This window comes from Marinobacter sp. 2_MG-2023, from assembly GCF_030546935.1.
In the GTDB taxonomy this organism is placed as follows: Bacteria; Pseudomonadota; Gammaproteobacteria; order Pseudomonadales; family Oleiphilaceae; genus Marinobacter.
On record NZ_JAUOPH010000003.1, the window covers coordinates 376969 to 398093 of the forward strand.

Below are 21125 nucleotides of genomic sequence, written 5' to 3' on the forward strand. Positions count from 1 at the left end.
GTTCCGGGGCAGGTGCGCCTGCCCCGTACCCCTGACTAACGACAAGAAAAAGAAGCGCTTGCTTCTATCTAAAGACTTTCGGGTGTGGTTATGGCGACTTTTTTTGATATCAATCTTTTTGCCCTGTTTGGCCAACTGCTGATCGGGCTGATCAACGGCTCTTTTTACGCGCTGCTCGCGTTGGGCCTGGCGATCATCTTTGGGCTATTGAAGATCATTAATTTCTCTCAGGGCGCGCTCTATATGCTGGGTGCTTTTGCCGCCTGGATAGCGCTGAACTACCTGGGGATCAGCTATTGGTGGGCGCTGATACTGGTCCCTCTGGCTGTCGGAGCCTTCGGTATTGTAATTGAGCGTACGCTGATTCGTCCTATTGCCAACGAAGACCACCTCTACAGCTTGCTACTGACGTTTGGTATCGCCCTCATTCTACAAGGTCTCTTCACCCACTGGTATGGGTCATCCGGCCTGTCCTACGCAATGCCTGAAGCGCTGAAGGGCGGCACACGATTGCCATTCATGTACCTGCCCAACTACCGGGCCTGGATCATTGTTTTCTCGTTGCTGGTCTGCGCCTGCACCTGGTTCATGATCGAGAAAACCAGGCTTGGTGCCTATCTGCGTGCCGGGACCGAAAACGCTCAATTGATGCAGGCCTTTGGTATCAACGTTCCGCTACTGGTCACCTTGACCTATGGTTTCGGCGTTGGCCTGGCAGGGCTAGCCGGTGTTCTGGCAGCCCCCATCTACACTGTGTCTCCCGATATGGGTTCGAATATCCTCATCGTGGTTTTTGCAATCGTTGTTATCGGCGGCATGGGCTCCATTGGCGGCGCCATTATCACCGGGCTGGCAATGGGTATCGTTGAAGGCCTTACCAAATACTTCTACCCCGAGGCCTCCAATACCGTGATCTTTCTGGTGATGGTATTGGTGCTGCTAATCAAACCGGCAGGCTTGTTCGGTAAGGAAGCGTAGGAATCACTTCGCTAAATTTTCGCCGCTGTTTCGCTCTAAGGTAACAAACATGTACAACAAAAAACTCAACCTGGTATTGCTGGGCCTCGCGCTGATCGCCCCATTTATTCTCTATCCTGTTTTTCTCATGAAGGTGCTTTGCTTCGCTCTGTTCGCATGCGCCTTTAACCTGTTACTGGGGTTCGCCGGGCTGCTTTCTTTCGGCCACGCTGTTTTTCTGGGGTCGGGGGCCTATGTTACCGGGTATGTGATGGTTACCTATGGTCTGACTCCGGAGCTCGGGATTCTTGCAGGCGTTGTTATGTCCGCGTTGATCGGCCTTATTTACGGCAAACTTGCGGTACGCCGCGAAGGCATCTATTTCGCCATGGTTACTCTGGCATTAGCCCAATTGGCGTTCTTTTTCTTTTTGCAGTCACCGTTCACTGGCGGCGAAGACGGTCTTCAGGGGATCCCGCGCGGCAATCTGTTCGGCCTGATCGACCTGACCGACAACCTCACCATGTATTACTTTGTTCTCGCGGTCTTCATTATCGGTTTTCTGACCATCTACCGCACCGTTCACAGCCCCTTTGGCCAGGTGATGAAGGCGATCCGCGAGAACGAGCCCCGGGCCATTTCTCTGGGGTATAAAGTGAATCAGTACAAGCTGATGGCTTTCGTGCTTTCGGCAACACTGGCCGGTCTGGCCGGTTCGACCAAAGCACTGGTCTTCCAGTTGGCCTCACTCACAGACGTTCACTGGTTTATGTCGGGTGAGGTGGTGCTGATGACACTGCTGGGCGGCATGGGCACGATCTGGGGCCCGGTTATCGGTGCAGCAACGATTGTTTCAATGCAGAACTTTCTTGCCTCTGGCCCTCTGGCAAACTACATCCATGTATTGATGGGCGTTGTTTTTGTTATTTGCGTGCTGGCATTCCGGAATGGTCTGGTTGGCGAGCTACAGAAGGTGATTCGAAAAAATTCAAGTTGATCAACTGCAGGGTGTGACTCAAGGTCGTAAAACAAAGGGTAGGGCGTCGGTTTTCAGGCGGCTTCTCCGGTAACTTGTTGGTGTCATTGTTCGTAATTGTCTATCCTTTAACAGACTATTTTGATATTTCGCAAAGCGACACCCATGCCATTTGGCTAAAGGACACCCAAAGATGAAGCGCAAACAGTTCCTCCAGGATTTGATCAAGCAACTCTCGCCAGCGCTGGATTCAAAATCCTATGTCTACTGCACGGTTCCTGAAGCAAAGTATGGCGAATTGGGAAGCCTCAACCCCATAGTCAGCATTGCGGAACTGGAAGGTCTTACTCTGGTAATTCCTCTGGAGCAGGCCAAAGATGAGGGCCTGGATTACTACAGAGTCTTTCGTCGCATCACGCTTAAAGGCCACTCCAGCCTCGAAGCACTGGGGCTTACGTCGGTTGTAACCACCTTGCTTACAGAGAGGGGAATCACCACAAATGTAATCGCCGGCTTTTATCACGACCACATGTTTGTACCCAGCGATCGAGCCGATGAGGCCATGGCCGCACTGAAGGATCTTGCGAACGAGCCCAACAGCTAAATCGGTCACGCCGCCTGAGCTCCCGTATTTCGGAAACCCTCCACTACAATCTTGCCCTGCGCTCTGCAGGTTTTAATCAGGGCGTGGGCGCGCTTGAGGTTCCCGGCATCGATCAAGCCTGCGACGGCATTGGGTATTTCGCCCTCGGTAGCCCTCTCCTCTCAGCGTTGGCATATCTTCACGTTTCACATGTGAGGATCTCGATTCCTTGTATTTCAGTCGATCAACCGGATTTCTCTGACTCTGGATGGCACTAAAACCGGTCTGGGTGGCTAATGAGGGGTACCAACACCACACTGGTTTAAAAAACCGGAGCACAACATTAGGTCCAAAGGCCAATGTCTTGCATTGCTGCAGGCTGTTAACTTTTCGAATAGCGGCAGAATGTCGCTGACGGGCTTTGCATTACGCATGTTGCGATCAAAAAGTCATTAACGGCTAACTGAAAATAGGGAAAGCACAATGCGTCATTTAATGTTGATCAAATGTTTGGCTTTGTCTTTCGTGTCCTGGCCTGTTTTAGCGCAGAGCCCACCGCAGGAGCATTCGATAACCGACAGCCGGGCTGGCAGCGTAACCGAAACCAACATCGTCACTGGCTCTGCAATCGTTAAAGGAATCGAAACAGCAACCCGAACACTGATGCTGGAGTTTGCTGACGGTGATTTCGTTGAGGTCGCTGCGGATGAGCGGATTCGTAATTTCGACCAGATCAGCCTGAACGATGAAATCTATGTTGAGTATATCCAATCGTTGTCACTGACCTTGAAGAAAGTCCGCTCCGATGACAGTGACACCTCAATCGGCGTCGCTGCGGCAAGCGCTGAATTAGGCGTGAAACCCTCTGGAGGGGCAGGGCAGGTCATTCAGGCCCTTGCCGATGTCGTGGCTGTCAGCCCTGGGAAGGGAACGATTACTCTGAAAGGTCCACAGGGTCGAATATTCGAGCTTCTGGTGAAGAATCCTGACCATTTTAAGGCAGTGAATGCCGGGGATCAGGTTTTGGTAACCTACACCGAAGCAGTGGCAGTGTCAGTTAAGCCCGAAAAAACAACAAATTTCTCGAATTGAAATTCAGGAATGGAGGGGCGGCGTCGGGTAGCCCTTTTTGGTGAGTTTCACTGAGGAATAATCTCATGCAACGCTTTTTCTTGTTTTCCTTCGCCACCCTTTTCATTTCAACCCTGTGTCTTGCAGATACCATCCAGCTCAAAAATGGCAGGACCGTTGAGGGGACGTTTATTGGTCGTGAGGGGGACAGTATCGAGTTTGATGCCGACGGCATCACCATGACGTTCAAAGCAGAGGATGTCGAGGCGATTGATATGGGCGCGGCTGGGAGTCCAGCGGCCTCGTCTGAGACGGCGGAAAAAACATCAAACGGAAGTTCCGCCATAGTGCCTGCTGGCACTCAGCTTACTGTGCGTTTGGTGGATAGCCTGAATAGTGGACAGCATTCCCGTGGTCACAAGTTTACAGGTTCGCTGGAAGGCGCATTATCGGTAGACGGCACCACCGTCGCTCCGGCCGGCAGCGCGGTCTATGGAGAGGTTACTGAGGCCAAAAAATCGGGGCGGGTCGCAGGCAAAGCTAGTCTGGTTATCACCATTACCGGGGTCAAGTTGGACGGGGTTATTGTCCCCATCTCGACCAGCAGCATTAACGCACTAACCCTTCCAACAGGCGCGTCCTCCGCGGGCAAGGTGGCTCGAGGTGCGGCGGTCGGGGCTTTAGCCGACGGGTCCAGTGGAGCCCGGACAGGGGCAAAGGTGGGCGCCGGAGTCGCTGTCTTGAGTGGGGGTAATCAGGTGGTTATCCCGCCTGGAACCTTGATTGACTTTCAGCTGACTAAAGCCCTATCCGTCAGGTAACAGGGTTGGCGGGGCGACAAGCGAATGGCAAAGCACATGGCCAAGAAGTGGTTTTTCGTCGTTGCGGCCGGACTACTCCTTTCGTCCTCTCTGGAAGCAGATAACCAGGTCACTCAGATTCCTTTCGCGGATACCCCTGCGGGTACAGTGGGGCTTGGTGCGGGCCTACGTTTCGGGCGGAGCCCTTACCGGGGTGTTGAGTCACTCTCCAGTCTAGAGAATGAGAACAACGCGGACAGGGTGCCACTGTACCTTTATGAAGGTGAGTACCTGTTCTCACATGGTACTCGGGCAGGCCTGCATCTATGGGACTACAGCTTCCGTGTTGATGCCGTTGTGCAATATCGCTTTGACCGGCTTGAACCGGAAACCAGTGACTTTTACCGGACGGTGGAGAAGCGCAGCCAGACGTTGGAAGGTGGTCTCGCGCTAAATCGTCTTTGGGGTACCCATGAATTTTCCGTGAACGTGCTGAACGACATCCAGGGCCACCACAATGGCTACGTTACTGATCTGACTTATCGCCAGTTATTGGATTACGACCGTTTGCGTATTACGCCTTATATCAGTCTGATTTACCAAAGCGAGGAGCTGGTAGATTACTACTATGGTGTAAGCGCTGGAGAATCCAGAAGTGATTTGCCTGAATATCACCCGGAGGCCGTTTACCTGACTCGCTTGGGTTTGAACAGCTCTTATCGTGTTTTTGAAGGTTGGCATGTTTTTGCAAACCTGAGCTGGGAGCAACTGGACAAGGAGATCAGGAACAGTCCGCTGGTTGACGAAGACCAGATCTATATGGCGTTCCTTGGGTTCCATTATGAATTTGGCAATGTGTTCGATCAGAGTAGCCCTTCCAACTGGTCAGTGAAGGACTGGTCCTGGCGCATTCAGACTGGATATCAGGCTGAGGGCACCTTCCACAAATCTCACCGCGGTGACTTGAGCCGCAGCAAAGATGTAGATGCCTACCTGGCCGGTTTGACTCTGGGCAAGCTGCTTTCGGATGGAGATGTTCTCGATTTCTGGGGCAAAGTTTCGATGAACCGTCGCTTCGAGAATGGTATGCAGGAAAATTTCTGGGACTACAGCGCTTATGTGATGGCCATGGGGACGGGTTACTCACCCTGGAGCCAGCGTGAGGTATTTCGCTATGGCTTTGGCTTTGGTTTTGACTATGCAGAACGAATACCGATGGTGGAGCAAATAAAGCAAGAGAGGAAAGGGCGGTATACGTCGCATTTTCTCAACTACCTTGAGGCGCAGGTGGACGTTCCTTTGCGCAATTTCATAGAGGCTAAAAGCGTCCGTAATTGCTATGCAGGAATCACGTTGATTCATCGTTCAGGCATTTTCGCGACCTCGGATATCCTGGGTAATGTATCCGGAGGTTCAGATGTCGTTGCCGGTCACCTGGAGTGCAAACGATGAGCCTGTCGCGCCTGCCCAAAACCATAGGATTTCTGCTGACTTTTCTGCTCAGTGCTTGCGCTTCCTCACCTGATAATGGCGATAGTAGCAAGTTGACCACCGGGTTTCAGACCGAACTTGAAAACGCTTTTTCGGATTTTCGTAACATTCCCGAGCTGGATTACTACTTCGATAACGCTGAGGCCATTGTAATCCTGCCCAATAATTTTCGCGCAGGAACAGGGTTCGGAGGTGCCGTCGGTAAAGGTTGGTTAGTCGAGGATGGCGCTGCCACGGACATCGTCTGGCACTGGCAGTTTCTGGCGGGAGCTGACCTTGGCTTTCAGGTGTACCAACAGATATTGTTCCTGAAAGATGCAAGAGACGTCGCGCTATTCAGGAATAGGACTTTCCAGTTTGCCGGTCAGGCCAACGCGACGGTGGTACTGTGGGGCGCGAGCTATAATCCTTCTTATAATAAAGGCGTTGCTCTTTTTACTCTAATTGATGGTGGGCTTTTAATCGAAGCCAGTGTTGGGCTACACAGCTATCATCTTTTTCCACTTAACATAGACTAACGGGCGCAGGCTTCTGCAATCGTTAAAGGTATCGAAAAACAATATTAACCCTGAACCTATCGGAGATCCTTCCAATGAAAACGCGACTGCTAGCTACACTGATCGTCACCGCGGGGATAAGCGCGTCCGGGTGCACTACAACTGAGTCCTCTGCGCAGACTGGGACTGCCAAAGCGGCTGCTGGAGCAACAATGGCACAGTTCAAATGTGCGGATCGTAATGGGAATGAATACATAGACAAATCCGAATTGATCTATTTGCGCCAATGCGGAATCACCGAGGGTCTGGCGTGTGGCCCTGTTCCAGACGACAGTAAAGAGCGACCACTCAAGACAGACTTTGACCTCGGACTACGATTTTTGCAGATCACAGATGCTGACGGAGATGATCGAATCAGCAAGCTGGAATTCCGGGCCCATTGCAATAAAGCTGGATTTGTCGAGTAGAGGTGGGCCTCCCGTTCGGGAGCTGGTCAATGCCGTTTATTACCGAAATACGGCATTAGTGGTTGCCTAAGCTGAATATTTCAGGACTTTGCGCTGCCAATCAGCTCCTCGATAACGGCTACAACCTCAGAGCACTTCTGATCATTCAGGGCATCTGGATGGGGAGGGCCGAATTGACCTTTGTCGTTGTCAAAATAATAGCCTGACGCATTGGCAAACTCGTCTGAAAGCGCAGCTCGGGTGAGTACATCGGCACCAATCGACAGGCTCTTTCCTGCGATTCCGAAACCTTCTTTGACCATCTTCGATGCCAATAACGACCCCGGATTGACTGCAACGAATACTGGGCCTTGGCTGCCAAGTGACGCAGCCAGTGCATTGTTCCACATGGTGAGTGCCAACTTGCTTTGGGCATAGGCCGACATGTCGTCCCGAAGCCGTATTTTCCCCCGAAGAGCGTCCATCTCTACTGGGGCCTGTGCCGCGGACGACAGGTTAATCACCCGTGAAGTTGGGCCCATAATTGGTAGAAGGCGTTTTGTCAGCAGGTACGGGGCGATCGTATTCACCTCAAACCGGACATCCAGTCCGTCCTGGGTGACGGTTTCGGGAACACGCATCACGCCTGCGTTGTTGATGATTACATCCAACTGCTCATGCTCTTTGTTGATGGCGTCTGCCAGTGAATGCACTTCAGCCCGGCGCGATAGGTCCGCTTTATAGGTGTAGATCAGTCCCGTGCCTGTGCTGTTTGCCAACATTCTTTCTGTCGTTGCCAGCTTCTCTGCACTCCTTCCGTGCAACAGCAAGGTGTGGCCCTCTGAATAGAGACGCTTTGCGGTTTCAAGCCCGATGCCATCAGTGGCGCCGGTGATCAGAATTTTCTTGGTCATGGTTTTAGTCCTTACGCCGAAATTTGTTAGATCTCCACGACAACCTTACCGATGGCCTGACCGCTGGTCAGACGATCATAGGCCTTGCCTACTTCAGATAGGCTGAAAGCCTGTTCATCCAGAAGTGGCTTTATGCCGCCCTGATCTACAATCTGCGCCAGTTGAGCCAGAATCTTCCCGTGCGCTTCCCGGTGATGGTCGTGCAGCATCGGAATCAGCATGAAGACTACGTGAATCGACAGGCCTTTGAAATGAGCCGGGGTCAGGTCCAGTTCAACCAGGGCTACGGTTGTGCTCACATGGCCATTGAGGGCTGCAGCATCAAAGCTGTTGGTCATGTTGCCGCCACCGACCGAATCGAAAACCACATCAAAGCCGACACCTGAGGTGTGAGCCTCCACATAGTCTGCAACGGTTTCAGTCTTGTAATCGATCGGCGTTGCGCCGTAGCTTTTGACGATGTCGAATGCCTTTTCACCGGAAGCCGTTGAATACACAGTGGCACCAAAGTGTTTGGCCAGCTGAACCGCGACATGGCCCACGCCACCTGTTCCACCGTGCACCAACACATTTTGACCGGCCTTCACACCGGCTCTTTGCAGGCCCTCAAATGCAGTGATGCCAACTAATGGCAAGGCGGCTGCTTCGCGCATCGTCAGGCTCTTTGGCTTATGTGCAATCAGCCGTGCGTCAGCGGGCATAAACTCGGCAAGTGCGCCCTGCAGATCGGCAAGGCCCCCCGCACATCCGTAGACTTCGTCACCGCGAGCAAAACCGGTCACGCCTTCGCCAATCGCTTCGATAGTTCCAGCGAAGTCCATGCCGAGGACTGCCGGAAGGTCCGGGGATAGGGGAAGATCTTTACCCATCTGGCGAATCATGGTGTCGACGGTATTGATGCTCGTTGCCGCAACACGCACGATTACCTGGCCTGCACGCGCTTCGGGTGCAGCCATATCCGCTTGCTCAAACGCAGCCTGAGCGCCGTACTGCTTGAGGACCATTGCTTTCATCGTCTGTCTCCAATTCGTATTTGGGTTGTCCAAGTGTGTGCTGAATAGGTTAAGTGGTCGCGAAAACGAGATAAATGACCAATAATGGTATTCAGAATTCGCAAAATGGATATAAAGCGTGGATACCGAGGGAATAAAACTGTTTGTGTTGGCAGCGGATAAGCTCAACATTAGTGCGGCCGGCCGGGAATTGGGGATGCCGCCAGCCGTCGCGAGTGCACGGTTGGCCAAGCTTGAAAAAGCCGTCGGCGCTGACCTGCTGCACCGTTCCACACGAAAGGTGGCGCTATCAACCGAAGGCGCGGAATTCCTGCCCTTTGCCAGGGAGATCCTGGCACAGGAGAACGCGGCTATGGCCGCAATGGGTTTTGGCAATGAGCATGTGTCCGGAACCCTGCGATTTACGGCCTCCAGCACCTTCGCTCAGCAATACATTGTGCCGCTGGTACCGGCGTTTTTGGAAAAGTACCCGGGTATCAATCTGGATCTGCGATTGTCGGATATGGAGCTAGACCTCATACAGGGCAGTTTCGACTTGGCACTGAGAGATTCCGTATTGCCGGATAGCAACCTGAAAGCACGGAAACTGGCTGACGATGTGCGTGTTTTCTGTGCTTCTTCAGATTATCTGGCGAAATGGGGAACTCCGGAGCATCCCGTTGATTTACACTCCCATCAATTAATTGCTTTTAAATCCCAGGCCACGATAACGCTGGCAGGCCCAAAGGGAGAAAAGGGGCAGTTCAACCCTCGTGGCTCGCAGAATCGCCTGATCATTGACGATGGTTCGAGTTACAAGATCGCGACCATGGCGGGGGCGGGGGTTGCGATCCACTCACTTTGGAGTGTTCATCAAGAACTTTCTGAGGGATCTCTTGTAAGAGTGCTTCCAGACTACCGGATGGGCGCGGAGCCGGCCCTTTGGCTGGTGTACCCCAAGTCCAACGCATTAAGCGCAAAAGTTCGGGTTTTTATAGATTTTCTGGTGGAGCGAATTGGCCAGAAACCACCCTGGATGACGTGAGGCTGACATTATCAGACACCTTTCACTTACTAAGGGGTAACCGCCGATCAGGCGAGAAGAGCACGTATAGCCCGCCTGGTAATAGTGTCCAACCCATGTTTTATCCCTCATGGAGCTGGCCCTGGTCTGCCTTTCGATTCGGATGATATACAGTGGAGCACCTCGGAAAATGCTAAAGCCTATTCCGGCCACCTGACCGTTGACGCAAACGTGATGAATCGGTCGATTTCATGTTGATTCTCGCTTTCACCCCATTCAAAACCAATGGATCGCGTCGCTGACAGCTCGGTAACTGGGCGTTTAACGATATTCAGCGATTCGTAGTGCTCTGGAACTATAGCAATGCCTGCCCCCTGTTCCACCAAGGAAAGCGCCCGGTCGTCCTGGTTGGTGATATACGCAACATTCAATCGCACGCCAGCTGTTTTTATTACCGCTTTCAACATGTGGCGGTATTCGCAGTGAGAGCGAGAGACAAAGGGTTCCGTCTCCAAGTCGGCAAGAGATAATGTAGGCGATTCACTCAGATGGTGATTGGCCGCCATAGCCACTTTATAAGACTCCGAAAACAGACGCTTTGAATAGCTGACATGCCTTCTTTTTTCAGATCGTTCCGGAATTATGGTTAGTGACAGATCAATCCGGCCTGACTCCATTAGTCGTTCCATTTCTTCGCTTGAGGCGTCGAATACCTGTAGCTTCAGGCTGGAATTCTCACGTCGATAAGGCTCAATCAGACGGGCTATGTTGGCGATAGACAATGTGTTCACAACGCCTATTCGCAGCATCCTTAACTGGCCATGGTTTTTTAGCTCATCCCGGGCTTTGTTGCATTCATTTACTATCTGCGTTGCTCGTTTGAGCAGGGTTTTTCCTGCAGGCGTTAATACAACGCTGCGTTTGTTCCTTGTAAAAAGTCGGACTCCCAGCTCCCCCTCCAGTTTCGCGATCGACGCTGATAGCGCCGGCTGCGAAACAAAGGCTCTCTTTGCACCTCGAGTAAAGCTCTGTGTTTCGGCAGCTGCCAGAAACAAACGCAGTTGTTGTAGCTCCATATAATAACCATTGCTTGTGGTTTGAATTTAAACAATCGATTTTATCTATGCTAAGTGCTGGTCTAGGCTGTTACCAGTTCTTTGACGCAATCAGGAGATAAGAATGGGCAACACAGACAAGCCAGTCGCGTTAGTGATCGGAGCTGGAGATCACTTGGGAGGCGCAATTGCCCGTCGTTTCGCGAGGGAGGGCTTTCACCTGGTCGTGACCCGTCGACGCGGAGATTTGCAGGCGCTCAGTACCGAAATCACTGCCCTCGGATCGAGTGCAACCACGATTCATTCGGATGCGCGGGATGAAGACCAAGTCAGCGAATTGATTGAACGGGTGGAATCCGAACTGGGCCCGATAAGGGTCGCCGTGTTCAATGTTGGTGGAAACGTTCAGTTTGATGTCTGCGACACAACCGCACGGATTTATCGAAAGGTCTGGGAAATGTGTGCACTGGCAGGGTTTTTGGTTGGGCGGGAGGTAGCAAAAAAAATGCTGCCCCGTAGCGAGGGAACCATCCTGTTCACAGGAGCATCCGCGAGCCTGAGGGGAGGGCGTGGATTCGCCGCGTTTGCCGGAGGTAAGCACGCCTTGCGGGCGCTGGCTCAGAGCATGGCACGGGAGATGGGGCCACAAGGTATTCACGTTGGCCATGTGATTGTTGACGGGCTCATACGCAATGAGGCCACCGCCGAATTTCTGCCTGATCTTTATGCCAGTAAAGGAGAGGGGGGCATTATCGAGCCCGACGACCTCGCGGAAATCTATTGGCAGCTCCATAAGCAGCCCCGTTCGGCCTGGACATTCGAGCAGGACGCCCGGCCTTTCTCCGAATCCTGGTAATTCACTACCAACTCAAGATAGGTATGCACCATGAGTAAGCGCATCGATTTCTATTATGATTTCATAAGCCTTTCGTCATATTTTGCGTATATGCGGTTGTCGAAACTCACTGAAGGTACCGGCGCCCATATCAATTACAAACCGATCCTGCTTGGAGGGGTCTTCAAGGCCACGGGCAACACGTCTCCTGTCACCATTCCGGCGAAATGGGAGTGGATCAAGGCCGATTTTCAGCGCCACGCTGATTATTATGGCATTCCATTCCAGCAAAACCCGCACTTCATTTTCAGTACCGTAAACGCGATGCGTGGCGCACTTTGGGCGTTATCCGTGGATCGAATTGAAGACTACAACCATGCCATGTTCTCTGCTGCATGGGGCGAGGGTAAAGACCTCTCATCTCGCGAGGTTCTGAGGGATACGCTTATCAGAGCAGGTTTTGATGCGGACGAAGTGATGGAGGCGATGGCACTGCCCGAGATTAAAAGCGCGCTGATTGAAGCCACGGATGATGCGGTTAGCCGGGGCGTATTCGGAGCTCCAACCTTTTTCGTTAATGATGAAATGCACTTTGGACAGGATAGGCTGGACTGGGTATTGAGGGCGCTTGAATAATTCGCCCCATACCGTTTAGCTGAGATGCCGGTTTTTAACGTGTTCACGGGGAATTACGCCGCAGGCGCTATTCAGCCTCTGCGGCGACGCTCTATAGATAACCAATCCTAAAACTCAACCGTGGATTTCAGACCTTAGCTCACCACGAATTACGACCTGGCCACTGTACGGAGCGGGTTCGGCAGCATCTCGCTTTGAGTCCCGGCCCTGGATTTCACCGCGAATGACGACCTGACCGCTGTATGGTGCAGGTTGAACGTGCTCGAAGTTCCGCTCGTCTGATTTCCGGTCTGCCAAGGTAGCATTTGCTGGTAAGGCCGCGGCCGCAAAAACAGAAGCAAGAGCAATCAGTACAAATTTACGCATAACATATTCTCCAAAGTTCGATGGGTTAACGCTCATACCGATGTAGAAAACCGACTCGATATCAGATGGGAGAAGTATGGGTTTAACGAGCGTGGGGCGATAATTCTGAAACAATATGCGACACATCATTTCGTGTGATGAGTTGCCAAAGCCTTTGGTGAATTAGTTGGGGTATCACTCAGGGAAATACAAACTATATCTGTAGCGTATTAGTTATCACGTTCAATCCGGTGCATTTTGATGAGAACCAACCCATAACCGGAGTATACAGATGACGGATATTGTTCATGTAACTGACGCGAACTTTGGCGAAGTAGTCGAAAGGAATGAAAAGACAGTTCTGGTCGACTTCTGGGCACCATGGTGCGGCCCATGCAAAACTGTGGCGCCGCTTCTTGAGGAAATTGCCAGCGAATTCGAAAATCAGCTAACTGTCGTCAAGGTAAATGTGGACGACAGTCCTGAAATGACTGCGAGGATGAAAATTCGAGGCATTCCAACGCTGGTACTTTTCCGCGATGGCGATGTAGTGGCGCAGCAGACCGGTGCCGGTAGCCTGGGCCAGCTTCGAAGTTTTGTGAAAGGGCACTTATAGCCGTCTTTGAAAAGTCTCCGCGTTCGGAGGCTTTTCATTTTGGTCTGCCTGGAATTCAACACGTCGGTTTAACCTGGTTGCGACGGTAACTTTTACCGGTCAGACTGAACACGGCTCTTCTTGCCAAGGTACTTTAGCCATGAAAACCCAAGAGCTTCAGTTGCTCTATATCTTTGACGCGATCATGACGGAGCGTTCAGTCACCCGTGCAGCCGACAGGCTTGCGATGACCCAGCCAGCGGTCTCCAACGCAATTTCCAGGATGAGACATATCTGGAATGACCCTCTTTTCGTGCGAAAGGGGCGGAATATTGAGCCAACCTCATACGCAAGAAGCCTTTGGGATCAGGTTGGAGGGCCAATGTTCGCCCTGACAAATGCTGTACATGCCACCCAGTTTGATCCCTTGGCTTCTCGAAGGAAGTTCCGGGTCGCGGCGACCGACGTAATTGTTGAGTTGATCTGGCGTCAATTGCTTGAGCTACTTGAACATGAGGCCCCGGGCATTGACCTTCATGCTGTGCCGTACACACCGGAAGGTACTAGAGATGCTTTACGTGAAGCCCATGTTGATCTCGCAGTTGGGATGTTGAATCACCACGATCACAGTCTTCGCAGCAGCTGGTTGTTTGACGGAGGGTATGCACTGGCGATGAGAGCAGATCATCCACTCGCCGGTAGGCAAATAACCATGGAGGAGTTTCTGGATGCCCGTCATCTGCTGGTGAGCATGTCCGGAGACGCTCACGGTTTCGTAGACAACTATCTGGACCAGAAAGGGAAGAGTCGCCGCATTGCGGCCACCACCAATCATTTCTCTGGTGTTCCCGAAATATTAAAAGAAACAAATCTGATAGCGGCCATTCCGGAAATAATCAGCCAGGATTGCGGTTTCGTGAATGATTTGTGGATGGGTGATCTGCCGTTCGACGTTGATCCAACCAGTCTCTACCTTATCTGGCATGCCCGCCACGACCGGGACCCAGGGGTCATCTGGATGCGGGATCAAATCGAAAGGCTTCTTCAGGAACGCTGGCATGACGTCATGACGAACTCTCCGTGTGGCCGATCGAGAAATTTGGTTGCCGAGCAAAAGTCAGATTAATCAGCGGCCAAGTCATAGCCAGGTAGGCGTGAACCAGTCTGGATTTTATTGCCAATGGGTGAAGGAGCTCTTAACCCATTGGCTCCGGAGCCGGCTAATTAATGACCTGTTCCAGAATCAGTGACAGAAGACGGATTGTTTCCACGCTCAATATCTTCCTGGCTTACACCTTCTGCCTGTGCAAGTACAGAGAAGGCAAGAATTGAAAAAACGAACAGGAACTTGTTGATAGCTTTCATATAACGATTCCACTTTTGGAAAGGACTGAGAAAAACAATTTCACCCGATTGGCTTGGTAGTGATTCTCGTTGTTTGTGAAGCGAACAAAAAATTCCTATGCGGTATACGTCACATCATTTCCAGTGATGCCAGTCGGTAACTTGATATGGAGAAGATAAACATGGAGCAGACTCCCGCCTGTTTTTGCCCACTTTGTGGCGGTGACAATCAGTGCGCGCGTGCTACCACTGCAGACGTGGCCGCGCCATGCTGGTGTTTCAATGCAACCGTGAGCAAACACGCCTTGGCTCGGGTGCCTGCAGAAAAGGCCAACAAAGTCTGTCTTTGCCCCCGGTGTGCTGCAGGAAACGGCGACCTGGGTAAGCCGGCAGATGTTCCATTCACCGGCTAGGCAACCACTACAGAAGGCACCCATCCGAAGGGAAGCTCCTAAACAAAAGCGAACATTCGAGTCAGGCCTTCCCCTGAAGGTTCCAAGCGAATCACTGGCCTTTCATCCAGTATGATTGACGGAGCAAATTACAGACGCCAAATGATTCCGTGGCAGAGCTCACGATGGTGGGCTAAGCTGTTGTTTTATAATTTTATAGGCGGTGCGATGGACGGTTCAGAGTCTGGAATAACGACACAGCTAAATTTTTTTGCAATGATGAAGCGCGTTGTCTAGCTGCTGTTATGTGCGCAAAGAAACTCCGAATGTGAGGAAGAAAAATGAACAAGCAGGAGCTAATTGATTCAGTCGCTGAGCAGACAGGCTTGTCAAAGGCTGATTCCAAAAAAGCCGTAGATGCCGTATTCAGTACCATCTCCAAATCTTTAGGCCGTGGAAAGCCTGTTAATCTGACCGGTTTCGGTACATTCACAGTTCGAGAACGTGCAGCACGAATGGGGCGCAATCCGAGAACCGGCGGAGCTTTGAAAATCGCTCCATCAAAGGTGCCGGCTTTACGGGCTGGCAAAAAGCTCCGAGATACTGTCAAACGAAGCACAGACGATCCAGGTCCTAGTGATTTCGCCAAGTCGGAGAGATGACCATGACCGATAGCGAAAAGCGGACAACAGTCCTTGAGGAGAAACGGCATGTGTCCTCAAAAATCAGTGACCTATCTCGGTATATTGGTTTTGGCCTAGTCGCGGTAGTCTATACGATACTCACATCAGATTCCGGGGCACTCTCAGGTATCTACGAGAGCAAAAATGAGTTGCTGCTGTTGGCAGGCTTTTTTGGGGTTCTCACGATTGTGCTCGATTACACTCAGTTTCTTGCTGGCTATTTTGCTGTTCAAGCAGCGCTAAGTAATGAGATTGACGGGTACCGATATGACGACAAGTCCATTTCATACAGGTTTAGGCGCCTAGCGTTCGGGCTAAAGCAGATTACAGCGCTGGTCGGCGCTGTGATGCTTTTATTTGCTATGAGCGTGTCGATTATACAGACATAACCAGTGCAGGCACGGCGACGCCCACTACATTGCGCCTTCGGCTCCATTTCGTGGGCGCGCATGCTGCAAGCGTTGAGTTCCTGAGGTCAAAGTATGAATGAGCAGCAATACCTCCGGTACCTGAGTTACCGTTTCATCAAACCATTTCATCGGTCATCCACACCAGACTGGAAGTGTCCCCATTGTGAAAACGGTCTTCTTTCCCTGAGGAAAGATTCACTTTTTTACGAAGAAACCCCAGATTCGAGATCTTTGCACTCGCATCCAGATTGGGAGCCTGACTGGATTGACTACCGATTTACCGCTTCCTTTGAATGCAATAAGTGCACAGGTATTACCTTTGTATGTGGGATAGGAAATGAGACTTTTTACCCAGCAGTGGAAGCTGGCGATGAAGATTTCGAAGATATAGAGTTTATCCCAAAATATTTTGAGCCAGCGATCCCGTTATTTGCGATTCCGAAAGGGTGCCCTGATAGCATAGGGAAAATACTAAAGTCTGCATTTTCAGTTGCATGGGCTGATCTGGCATCAGGGTGTAATCGTTTGAGAGTTGCAGTTGAGAAGTTGATATTTGAATTAGATCCAAGCCTTAATGGGACTCTTCACCAAAAACTAGAAGTATTATCAGAGTCCCACAGGGAGCCAGCGCACTTGCTAATGGCGATCAAGTGGTTGGGTAACGACGCTAGCCATGATGGGTCATTGCGTGAATGCGACTTGGCCTTTGGATTCCGAGCGATGGAGAGCGTTCTCAAAGATTTGTATGCTAACGAAAGAGATGAGCTTCGAGATCTTGCAAGCATTGTCAACGCCGGGCGCGGGTCGCCGGCCAGAACTTAACAAGTGGCTGTTGTCGGACGCACCTACGCTGGCGCTCCGGTGCGCCGCAAAGCCATAGCGTTATCAGTCATTGAGGTTCTGAGTGAATAATGAAATTCGGGCGATAATTCAGAAGGCTGAGGAAACGCTCCAAACTGCTCGGTTTGGTTACGAGGATCTCACGTCCGGAAATCGCTACCGAAGATATTCAGGCATCCGGAATTTAGTCGTTTTTGGCCGCTCGGTGACTTTCGTAATTCAAAACCTAAAAACGCCTGTCGGTTCTGATCGGTTTGATGCTTGGTATCAACCGATACAGGCAAAGATGAAGTCTGATGTTCTGATGAAGTATTTCGTCACGCTGAGAAACGAAATACTCAAGCAGGGAAAGCTTCCGGTCAGTACCTCCGCCTCAATCAACTTCTCATCTTCTGACATGGAAAAGTTGGGAACTCCACCCCCAGGAGCCAGCGGATTTTTCATCGGAGATCAAACTGGCGGTAGTGGGTGGGAAATCGAGTTGCCGGATGGGACAAAGGAAAAGTATTACGTTGACCTCCCCGAAAGCATGGCAAAGGTTCAGCAGCACTTCAGCGAACTGCCGGTTCCAGATGATGACGATTTGAAGAAAAAGTCTATCGAAGAGCTTTCCGAATACTACCTGAAGGAACTTGAGGTGGTCGTAGACGAAGCTCGGGAAGCCTTCTTGGATGAGGATACTCAAAGAGCCGGAGGGAAGAGGCTTCCTCCTTATTTAAGAGTAGTGAAATGACTTATAGCTAATGCAGACACGACGATGCCCTCCATTGCGACTTCGGTTTCATTCTGTGGACGTGCATGCTGCAAGCGTTATGAATTACGGAGCGCAGAGTGACAGACAGAGTCAAGATCTATTGCAATACCTGTCAAGGTGAGACCAACCACGACGTTAAGTCTTCTCATGATCAGTCGTTTCATGAAGAGTTTGAAGATCATGGGCAGACCTTTGTTGGCTATTACGAAGAGACACAGTTCCGTTTTCTCATATGTCGTGGTTGCGACACTGCTACTATGGAAGAAAAGTGGACATGCTCAGGAATGTATGACCAAAACGGAGATGAGGTATTTTCCTACAGCTATCATCCAAAAAGGAAAAACCTTGGCGAGCGTCAAGTAAAACGCTTTCACCATGTAGATAAAAAGCTCAACAATTCATTCAAAGAAATAGTTACAGCTTTTCAGCAAGGCTTGGAAATTGTGACGGCAATGGGCGTTCGTGCTTTGTTAGAAGGTATCTGTGTTATTGAGGGAATCGACGATAAGAAGGCTTGGGGGCTTGCGAAGAAAATTGAACAGCTGAAAGAATTGCCGAACATTCCGAACACGATTATAGATGGGCTCAATGGCCTTAAGTTCATAGGCGATGATGCAGCCCACCGGTTGAATGCGACTGACAAACACACTCTTTGCTTATCTATTGATCTCTTAGAATCGCTTCTGACTCATCTATACGAAGCACGCATCGATCTCGAGCATAAAGCCAACATGGTAAAGATGACTCATAACAAGAAAAAGCAGTCGGACGTATAAATACGTCGCTGTTTTTGACGTTATCCCCAAACCTGAATGTTCGCTTTGCGACCAAGCCGAGCTTCCCAAACTTTCAAACAAGAGCGAACTTTCTCGCTACTAAAGCCATCAGCGACCAAAAATAACCTGAAAGTACATGGTCGCTGTTCGCCATTGATTCTATTAGTCCCAGATTGGCGCAAAGTCCGGATCTGCTATTCGATGATTACTATTCAACATTGTTATTTCAGACAGTTCGTTGTCAGATAAAAACAAGTCCATTCCCTTCAGATTCGATGCCAGATGCGCTCGTTTGGTAGATGAGGGAATCGCCACAATATCCCTTTGTCTTAACCATGCAAGCACCACTTCTGGTGTTCTTGCGTTGTGGTTTTCAGCAATCCTCTGCAGGGTGTCGTCTTCCAGTGCTTTGCCGACTGCCAATGGCATGAAACCCGTGACCTGAATACCATTTTGTTGGCAGAACTCGACTACCGCGTCATTCTGTAGGAAAGGATGGACCTCCACAATTTGGTAAGGCTCTCGCGCACACTGGGAATGAACTTGTCGCGTGCCAAATTTTCGTACCAAACCTTGGTGGTGATGAACAGATCCGACCGATCAATGCCCGAGGCAGAAAGCAGGTTTCCAATTTCATCTTCGTTTTCGTAGATCTGAGCGGTGTCGATGTGCCGGTACCCAAGGTCCAGCGACTCAGCAACAGCGGATTTCAGAGCATCGCCTTTTAGGCGGAAGGTTCCAAGACCGGGATTAGGGATAGCGGTTCTCATATTTTACTCCTGGTTTGCAAAATAGCGGACGTCGATGACCGTCTTGAACGGACGGTCCCGGGTTGTGGTTGCCTCCAGCGCTTCTGGTAGCGCTGTGATGGGTTCGATGCGTGGTTCCGGGGCGAGCAGGTTTTCACGAGCCACCATTGTGAGAAGTTCCTCTCCGGCTTGACGGAACTGAGCCCATTGGCGCTCGGTGCCTACGCGAAACAGCGCGTTCAGAGCCACCTCATGCAGAGACAAGGCTTTGTCAAAGGGTGGCACCGGAGGTGTCTCCAAACGATCCTGAATACAAACCAGGTGGCCATTGGCCTCAATCAAGTCGGCCATCGACGCAGCATGCTGCGCGTTGACGGTGTCAAACACGGCGAAGAACTGGCTTTGAGAAGAATTGGTTTCCCAGGCGATTACAGTTTCGGCTCCCAACTGACGAAGCGTCTTGTGGTGCCGGGCCGAGGCCATGGCCGTCACCCGGTAGCCCCGCTGCGCCGCCAGCTGAACTAGAAATCGGCCAACCATGCCGCCGGCTCCCGTGATCAGAACATCCGCCTCCGCTCGATGCGGGACTTTTTCGATCGCCTGCCAGGCCGTCATCAATGGGCAGGGCAGCGCTGCTGCCAGAACCAGAGGCAGGATGTCAGGAACTTTCAGTAGGGCCCGGTTATCGACCACCGTGTGGCTGGCAAAGCTGCCGTTTCGGTGCAAATCCTGGTGGTACGCAACCCTTTGCCCGGGAACAAGACTCTTCACGTTCTCGCCCAATTTGAGCACAGTGCCTGCGCCGTCAACGCCGGGTGCGTGACCTATATTCCAGTTCTCTGGCCAGTTCCGGATCATTTTCCAGTCAACCGGGTTCAGGCCGATGTATTCATTCCGGATGACAACGTCGTCGGGGCCAGGTATGGGTATTGAGTTGAGGTTTTTCCATTGCAGGGCGATGGTGGGCTTGTCCTTTCCCACGACGCCCCAGGTCATTGGTCTGTCAGTTCGCATCATGAAACACCCCCAGAACATCTTGGGCGATGAGCCGCAATGACTCGTCCACCGGGGCCTGGTTGCGCCTGAAATGAAGTCCAATGTGGTTTACACCAGCACTCTGCATCTCCTCCAGTTCCCGGAGCAGCCCCTCCCTTCCGGTCTGAAGGCCGAAGCGATGACGTCGACGCGGCGCTTTGGGATCGTCGAGATAGTCCAAGTGAATAAAGGACACATAGGGCTTGTCGCTGGCGACGTTGCGCCATAGTTTGACGCGATGCACATGCTCCTCTGGCGTTCCCGGATAAGCCAGCCAGCCACTCATGTGCTGGCCGATCCACTCCGGTGACTGCTGTGATAGCCCGGCGGACAGCAGGGGTGGCGTTCGGGTATCCGGTAAAATGGCCTGGCCCGGTGACAATCGCGAGTCCTGTTTGCCGGTCAGAATCTCCACGCTGTTCCGGAAGGCTTGTCCGCGGTTTTCATAGTCTGCGCCAAACAATGGGTATTCCGAGGGGCGGTCTCCACTCGCCACTCCGAGCATCAAGCGGTCCTGGCTCAGTGCCTGAACCGATGCCGCGGATTTGCGTACGATCCAAGGGCTGCGCAGTGGGAGAACAACTGCCGCAGTGCCAAGCAGAATGTTTCGGGTTATCCCGGACAGGAAACCCAGATACACCAGTGGATCGAAAACTTGGGCGGCGTCGCCGAACGACGGGTCGTATAGAGGAACATCCCGAATCCACAAGGCCCGGAACCCGAGTTCGTCGGCCAGTCTGGCCAGTGACTGATGTTGGCTGAGATCCGGTACACCAAACGGCCGCTTGTCGAGCATGCGTTGACGCTGGCCGTCCTGGGTCCAGTCGTTGTCTAGCGGAAGCTCCAGCCCAATGGTCAGGGGGCCGGCGGTTAGCTTTGAAAGCGTCATCGTACACCTCAATGGGCCTCCCTTCCGGGAGGCCTC

The 21125-nt window shown here is 51.7% G+C and carries 28 protein-coding genes; 19 read left to right on the forward strand and 9 right to left on the reverse strand.

Going from position 1 to position 21125, the window contains the following annotated elements:
* Positions 1–90 precede the first annotated feature (90 nt).
* From Q4501_RS09055 to Q4501_RS09090, 8 genes are all read left to right on the forward strand, one after another.
* Complete coding sequence (locus tag Q4501_RS09055; RefSeq protein ID WP_303595895.1) at positions 91–978, forward strand: branched-chain amino acid ABC transporter permease; 888 nt, start codon at positions 91–93, stop codon at positions 976–978.
* A gap of 49 nt (positions 979–1027) precedes the next feature.
* Positions 1028–1954, forward strand: a complete 927-nt coding sequence (locus Q4501_RS09060; protein ID WP_303595896.1) for a branched-chain amino acid ABC transporter permease — start codon at positions 1028–1030, stop codon at positions 1952–1954.
* A gap of 172 nt (positions 1955–2126) precedes the next feature.
* On the forward strand, positions 2127–2537 hold the full coding sequence (locus Q4501_RS09065; RefSeq protein ID WP_303595897.1) for an ACT domain-containing protein: 411 nt from the start codon (positions 2127–2129) through the stop codon (positions 2535–2537).
* Positions 2538–2999: 462 nt separating this feature from the next.
* The gene (locus Q4501_RS09070; RefSeq protein WP_303595898.1) at positions 3000–3608 is read left to right on the forward strand and encodes a hypothetical protein; all 609 of its coding nucleotides are present in this window, start codon (positions 3000–3002) and stop codon (positions 3606–3608) included.
* A 65-nt stretch (positions 3609–3673) separates the two neighbouring features.
* Entirely contained in the window at positions 3674–4408 is a 735-nt protein-coding gene (locus Q4501_RS09075; protein WP_303595899.1) for a hypothetical protein, read from the forward strand.
* A 24-nt stretch (positions 4409–4432) separates the two neighbouring features.
* A complete protein-coding gene (locus Q4501_RS09080) occupies positions 4433–5839 on the forward strand; it encodes a MipA/OmpV family protein (RefSeq protein ID WP_303595900.1) in 1407 nt (468 codons plus the stop codon).
* Positions 5836–6396, forward strand: coding sequence for a hypothetical protein (locus tag Q4501_RS09085; RefSeq protein ID WP_303595901.1), 561 nt, complete (start codon positions 5836–5838; stop codon positions 6394–6396). The genes Q4501_RS09080 and Q4501_RS09085 overlap by 4 nt, the downstream gene beginning before the upstream one ends.
* A gap of 191 nt (positions 6397–6587) precedes the next feature.
* Entirely contained in the window at positions 6588–6842 is a 255-nt protein-coding gene (locus Q4501_RS09090) for a hypothetical protein (RefSeq protein WP_303595902.1), read from the forward strand.
* An 80-nt stretch (positions 6843–6922) separates the two neighbouring features.
* Here Q4501_RS09090 and Q4501_RS09095 read toward each other — a convergent pair whose 3' ends face one another.
* Positions 6923–7735: an SDR family NAD(P)-dependent oxidoreductase gene (locus Q4501_RS09095; RefSeq protein WP_303595903.1), complete on the reverse strand. Its 813-nt coding sequence runs from the start codon at positions 7733–7735 to the stop codon at positions 6923–6925.
* Between the two features lie 26 nt (positions 7736–7761).
* Positions 7762–8748, reverse strand: coding sequence for a zinc-dependent alcohol dehydrogenase family protein (locus Q4501_RS09100; protein ID WP_303595904.1), 987 nt, complete (start codon positions 8746–8748; stop codon positions 7762–7764).
* Between the two features lie 118 nt (positions 8749–8866).
* On the opposite strand from Q4501_RS09100, the gene Q4501_RS09105 reads away from it, so the two are divergent.
* Positions 8867–9772, forward strand: a complete 906-nt coding sequence (locus Q4501_RS09105) for a LysR family transcriptional regulator (RefSeq protein WP_303595905.1) — start codon at positions 8867–8869, stop codon at positions 9770–9772.
* A 179-nt stretch (positions 9773–9951) separates the two neighbouring features.
* Here Q4501_RS09105 and Q4501_RS09110 read toward each other — a convergent pair whose 3' ends face one another.
* Complete coding sequence (locus Q4501_RS09110; protein ID WP_303595906.1) at positions 9952–10827, reverse strand: LysR family transcriptional regulator; 876 nt, start codon at positions 10825–10827, stop codon at positions 9952–9954.
* Positions 10828–10930: 103 nt separating this feature from the next.
* Between Q4501_RS09110 and Q4501_RS09115 the strand changes: the two genes are divergently transcribed.
* Together Q4501_RS09115 and Q4501_RS09120 are read left to right on the forward strand one after the other, a co-directional pair.
* Positions 10931–11662, forward strand: coding sequence for an SDR family NAD(P)-dependent oxidoreductase (locus Q4501_RS09115; RefSeq protein ID WP_303595907.1), 732 nt, complete (start codon positions 10931–10933; stop codon positions 11660–11662).
* Between the two features lie 30 nt (positions 11663–11692).
* Entirely contained in the window at positions 11693–12277 is a 585-nt protein-coding gene (locus Q4501_RS09120) for a 2-hydroxychromene-2-carboxylate isomerase (protein WP_303595908.1), read from the forward strand.
* 114 nt (positions 12278–12391) lie between these two features.
* Here Q4501_RS09120 and Q4501_RS09125 read toward each other — a convergent pair whose 3' ends face one another.
* Positions 12392–12643: a hypothetical protein gene (locus Q4501_RS09125; RefSeq protein WP_303595909.1), complete on the reverse strand. Its 252-nt coding sequence runs from the start codon at positions 12641–12643 to the stop codon at positions 12392–12394.
* 271 nt (positions 12644–12914) lie between these two features.
* Here Q4501_RS09125 and trxA point away from each other — a divergent pair, with 271 nt between their 5' ends.
* Together trxA and Q4501_RS09135 are read left to right on the forward strand one after the other, a co-directional pair.
* Entirely contained in the window at positions 12915–13238 is a 324-nt protein-coding gene (gene trxA / locus Q4501_RS09130; RefSeq protein WP_303595910.1) for a thioredoxin, read from the forward strand.
* Positions 13239–13377: 139 nt separating this feature from the next.
* The gene (locus tag Q4501_RS09135) at positions 13378–14343 is read left to right on the forward strand and encodes a LysR family transcriptional regulator (protein WP_303595911.1); all 966 of its coding nucleotides are present in this window, start codon (positions 13378–13380) and stop codon (positions 14341–14343) included.
* Between the two features lie 98 nt (positions 14344–14441).
* Here the strand turns inward: Q4501_RS09135 and Q4501_RS09140 are convergent, their stop codons facing one another.
* Entirely contained in the window at positions 14442–14582 is a 141-nt protein-coding gene (locus Q4501_RS09140) for a hypothetical protein (RefSeq protein WP_303595912.1), read from the reverse strand.
* Positions 14583–14743: 161 nt separating this feature from the next.
* Between Q4501_RS09140 and Q4501_RS09145 the strand changes: the two genes are divergently transcribed.
* The 6 genes from Q4501_RS09145 (at position 14744) to Q4501_RS09170 (ending at position 18416) form a co-directional block, all read left to right on the forward strand.
* Complete coding sequence (locus tag Q4501_RS09145) at positions 14744–14974, forward strand: cysteine-rich CWC family protein (RefSeq protein ID WP_303595913.1); 231 nt, start codon at positions 14744–14746, stop codon at positions 14972–14974.
* A 320-nt stretch (positions 14975–15294) separates the two neighbouring features.
* Positions 15295–15615 carry an HU family DNA-binding protein gene (locus Q4501_RS09150; protein ID WP_303595914.1) on the forward strand — a complete coding sequence of 107 codons (321 nt, stop codon included), beginning with the start codon at positions 15295–15297 and terminating at the stop codon, positions 15613–15615.
* 2 nt (positions 15616–15617) lie between these two features.
* On the forward strand, positions 15618–16025 hold the full coding sequence (locus tag Q4501_RS09155) for a hypothetical protein (RefSeq protein WP_303595915.1): 408 nt from the start codon (positions 15618–15620) through the stop codon (positions 16023–16025).
* A 93-nt stretch (positions 16026–16118) separates the two neighbouring features.
* Positions 16119–16868: a DUF4145 domain-containing protein gene (locus tag Q4501_RS09160; RefSeq protein WP_303595916.1), complete on the forward strand. Its 750-nt coding sequence runs from the start codon at positions 16119–16121 to the stop codon at positions 16866–16868.
* An 82-nt stretch (positions 16869–16950) separates the two neighbouring features.
* On the forward strand, positions 16951–17619 hold the full coding sequence (locus tag Q4501_RS09165; RefSeq protein WP_303595917.1) for a hypothetical protein: 669 nt from the start codon (positions 16951–16953) through the stop codon (positions 17617–17619).
* A gap of 98 nt (positions 17620–17717) precedes the next feature.
* Positions 17718–18416, forward strand: a complete 699-nt coding sequence (locus tag Q4501_RS09170) for a DUF4145 domain-containing protein (RefSeq protein WP_303595918.1) — start codon at positions 17718–17720, stop codon at positions 18414–18416.
* A 162-nt stretch (positions 18417–18578) separates the two neighbouring features.
* On the opposite strand, the gene Q4501_RS18505 is transcribed toward Q4501_RS09170, so the two are convergent.
* From Q4501_RS18505 to Q4501_RS09185, 4 genes are read right to left on the reverse strand one after another with little or no spacing between them, the layout of a single operon-like run.
* Positions 18579–18923: an aldo/keto reductase gene (locus tag Q4501_RS18505; protein ID WP_368497417.1), complete on the reverse strand. Its 345-nt coding sequence runs from the start codon at positions 18921–18923 to the stop codon at positions 18579–18581.
* Positions 18887–19186, reverse strand: coding sequence for an aldo/keto reductase (locus Q4501_RS18510; RefSeq protein WP_368497419.1), 300 nt, complete (start codon positions 19184–19186; stop codon positions 18887–18889). Before Q4501_RS18510 ends, Q4501_RS18505 begins: the two co-directional genes overlap by 37 nt.
* Positions 19187–19189: 3 nt before the next feature.
* The gene (locus Q4501_RS09180) at positions 19190–20182 is read right to left on the reverse strand and encodes a zinc-binding dehydrogenase (RefSeq protein WP_303595919.1); all 993 of its coding nucleotides are present in this window, start codon (positions 20180–20182) and stop codon (positions 19190–19192) included.
* Positions 20169–21089 carry a TIGR03571 family LLM class oxidoreductase gene (locus Q4501_RS09185; RefSeq protein WP_303595920.1) on the reverse strand — a complete coding sequence of 307 codons (921 nt, stop codon included), beginning with the start codon at positions 21087–21089 and terminating at the stop codon, positions 20169–20171. The genes Q4501_RS09180 and Q4501_RS09185 overlap by 14 nt, the downstream gene beginning before the upstream one ends.
* Positions 21090–21125: the final 36 nt, after the last annotated feature.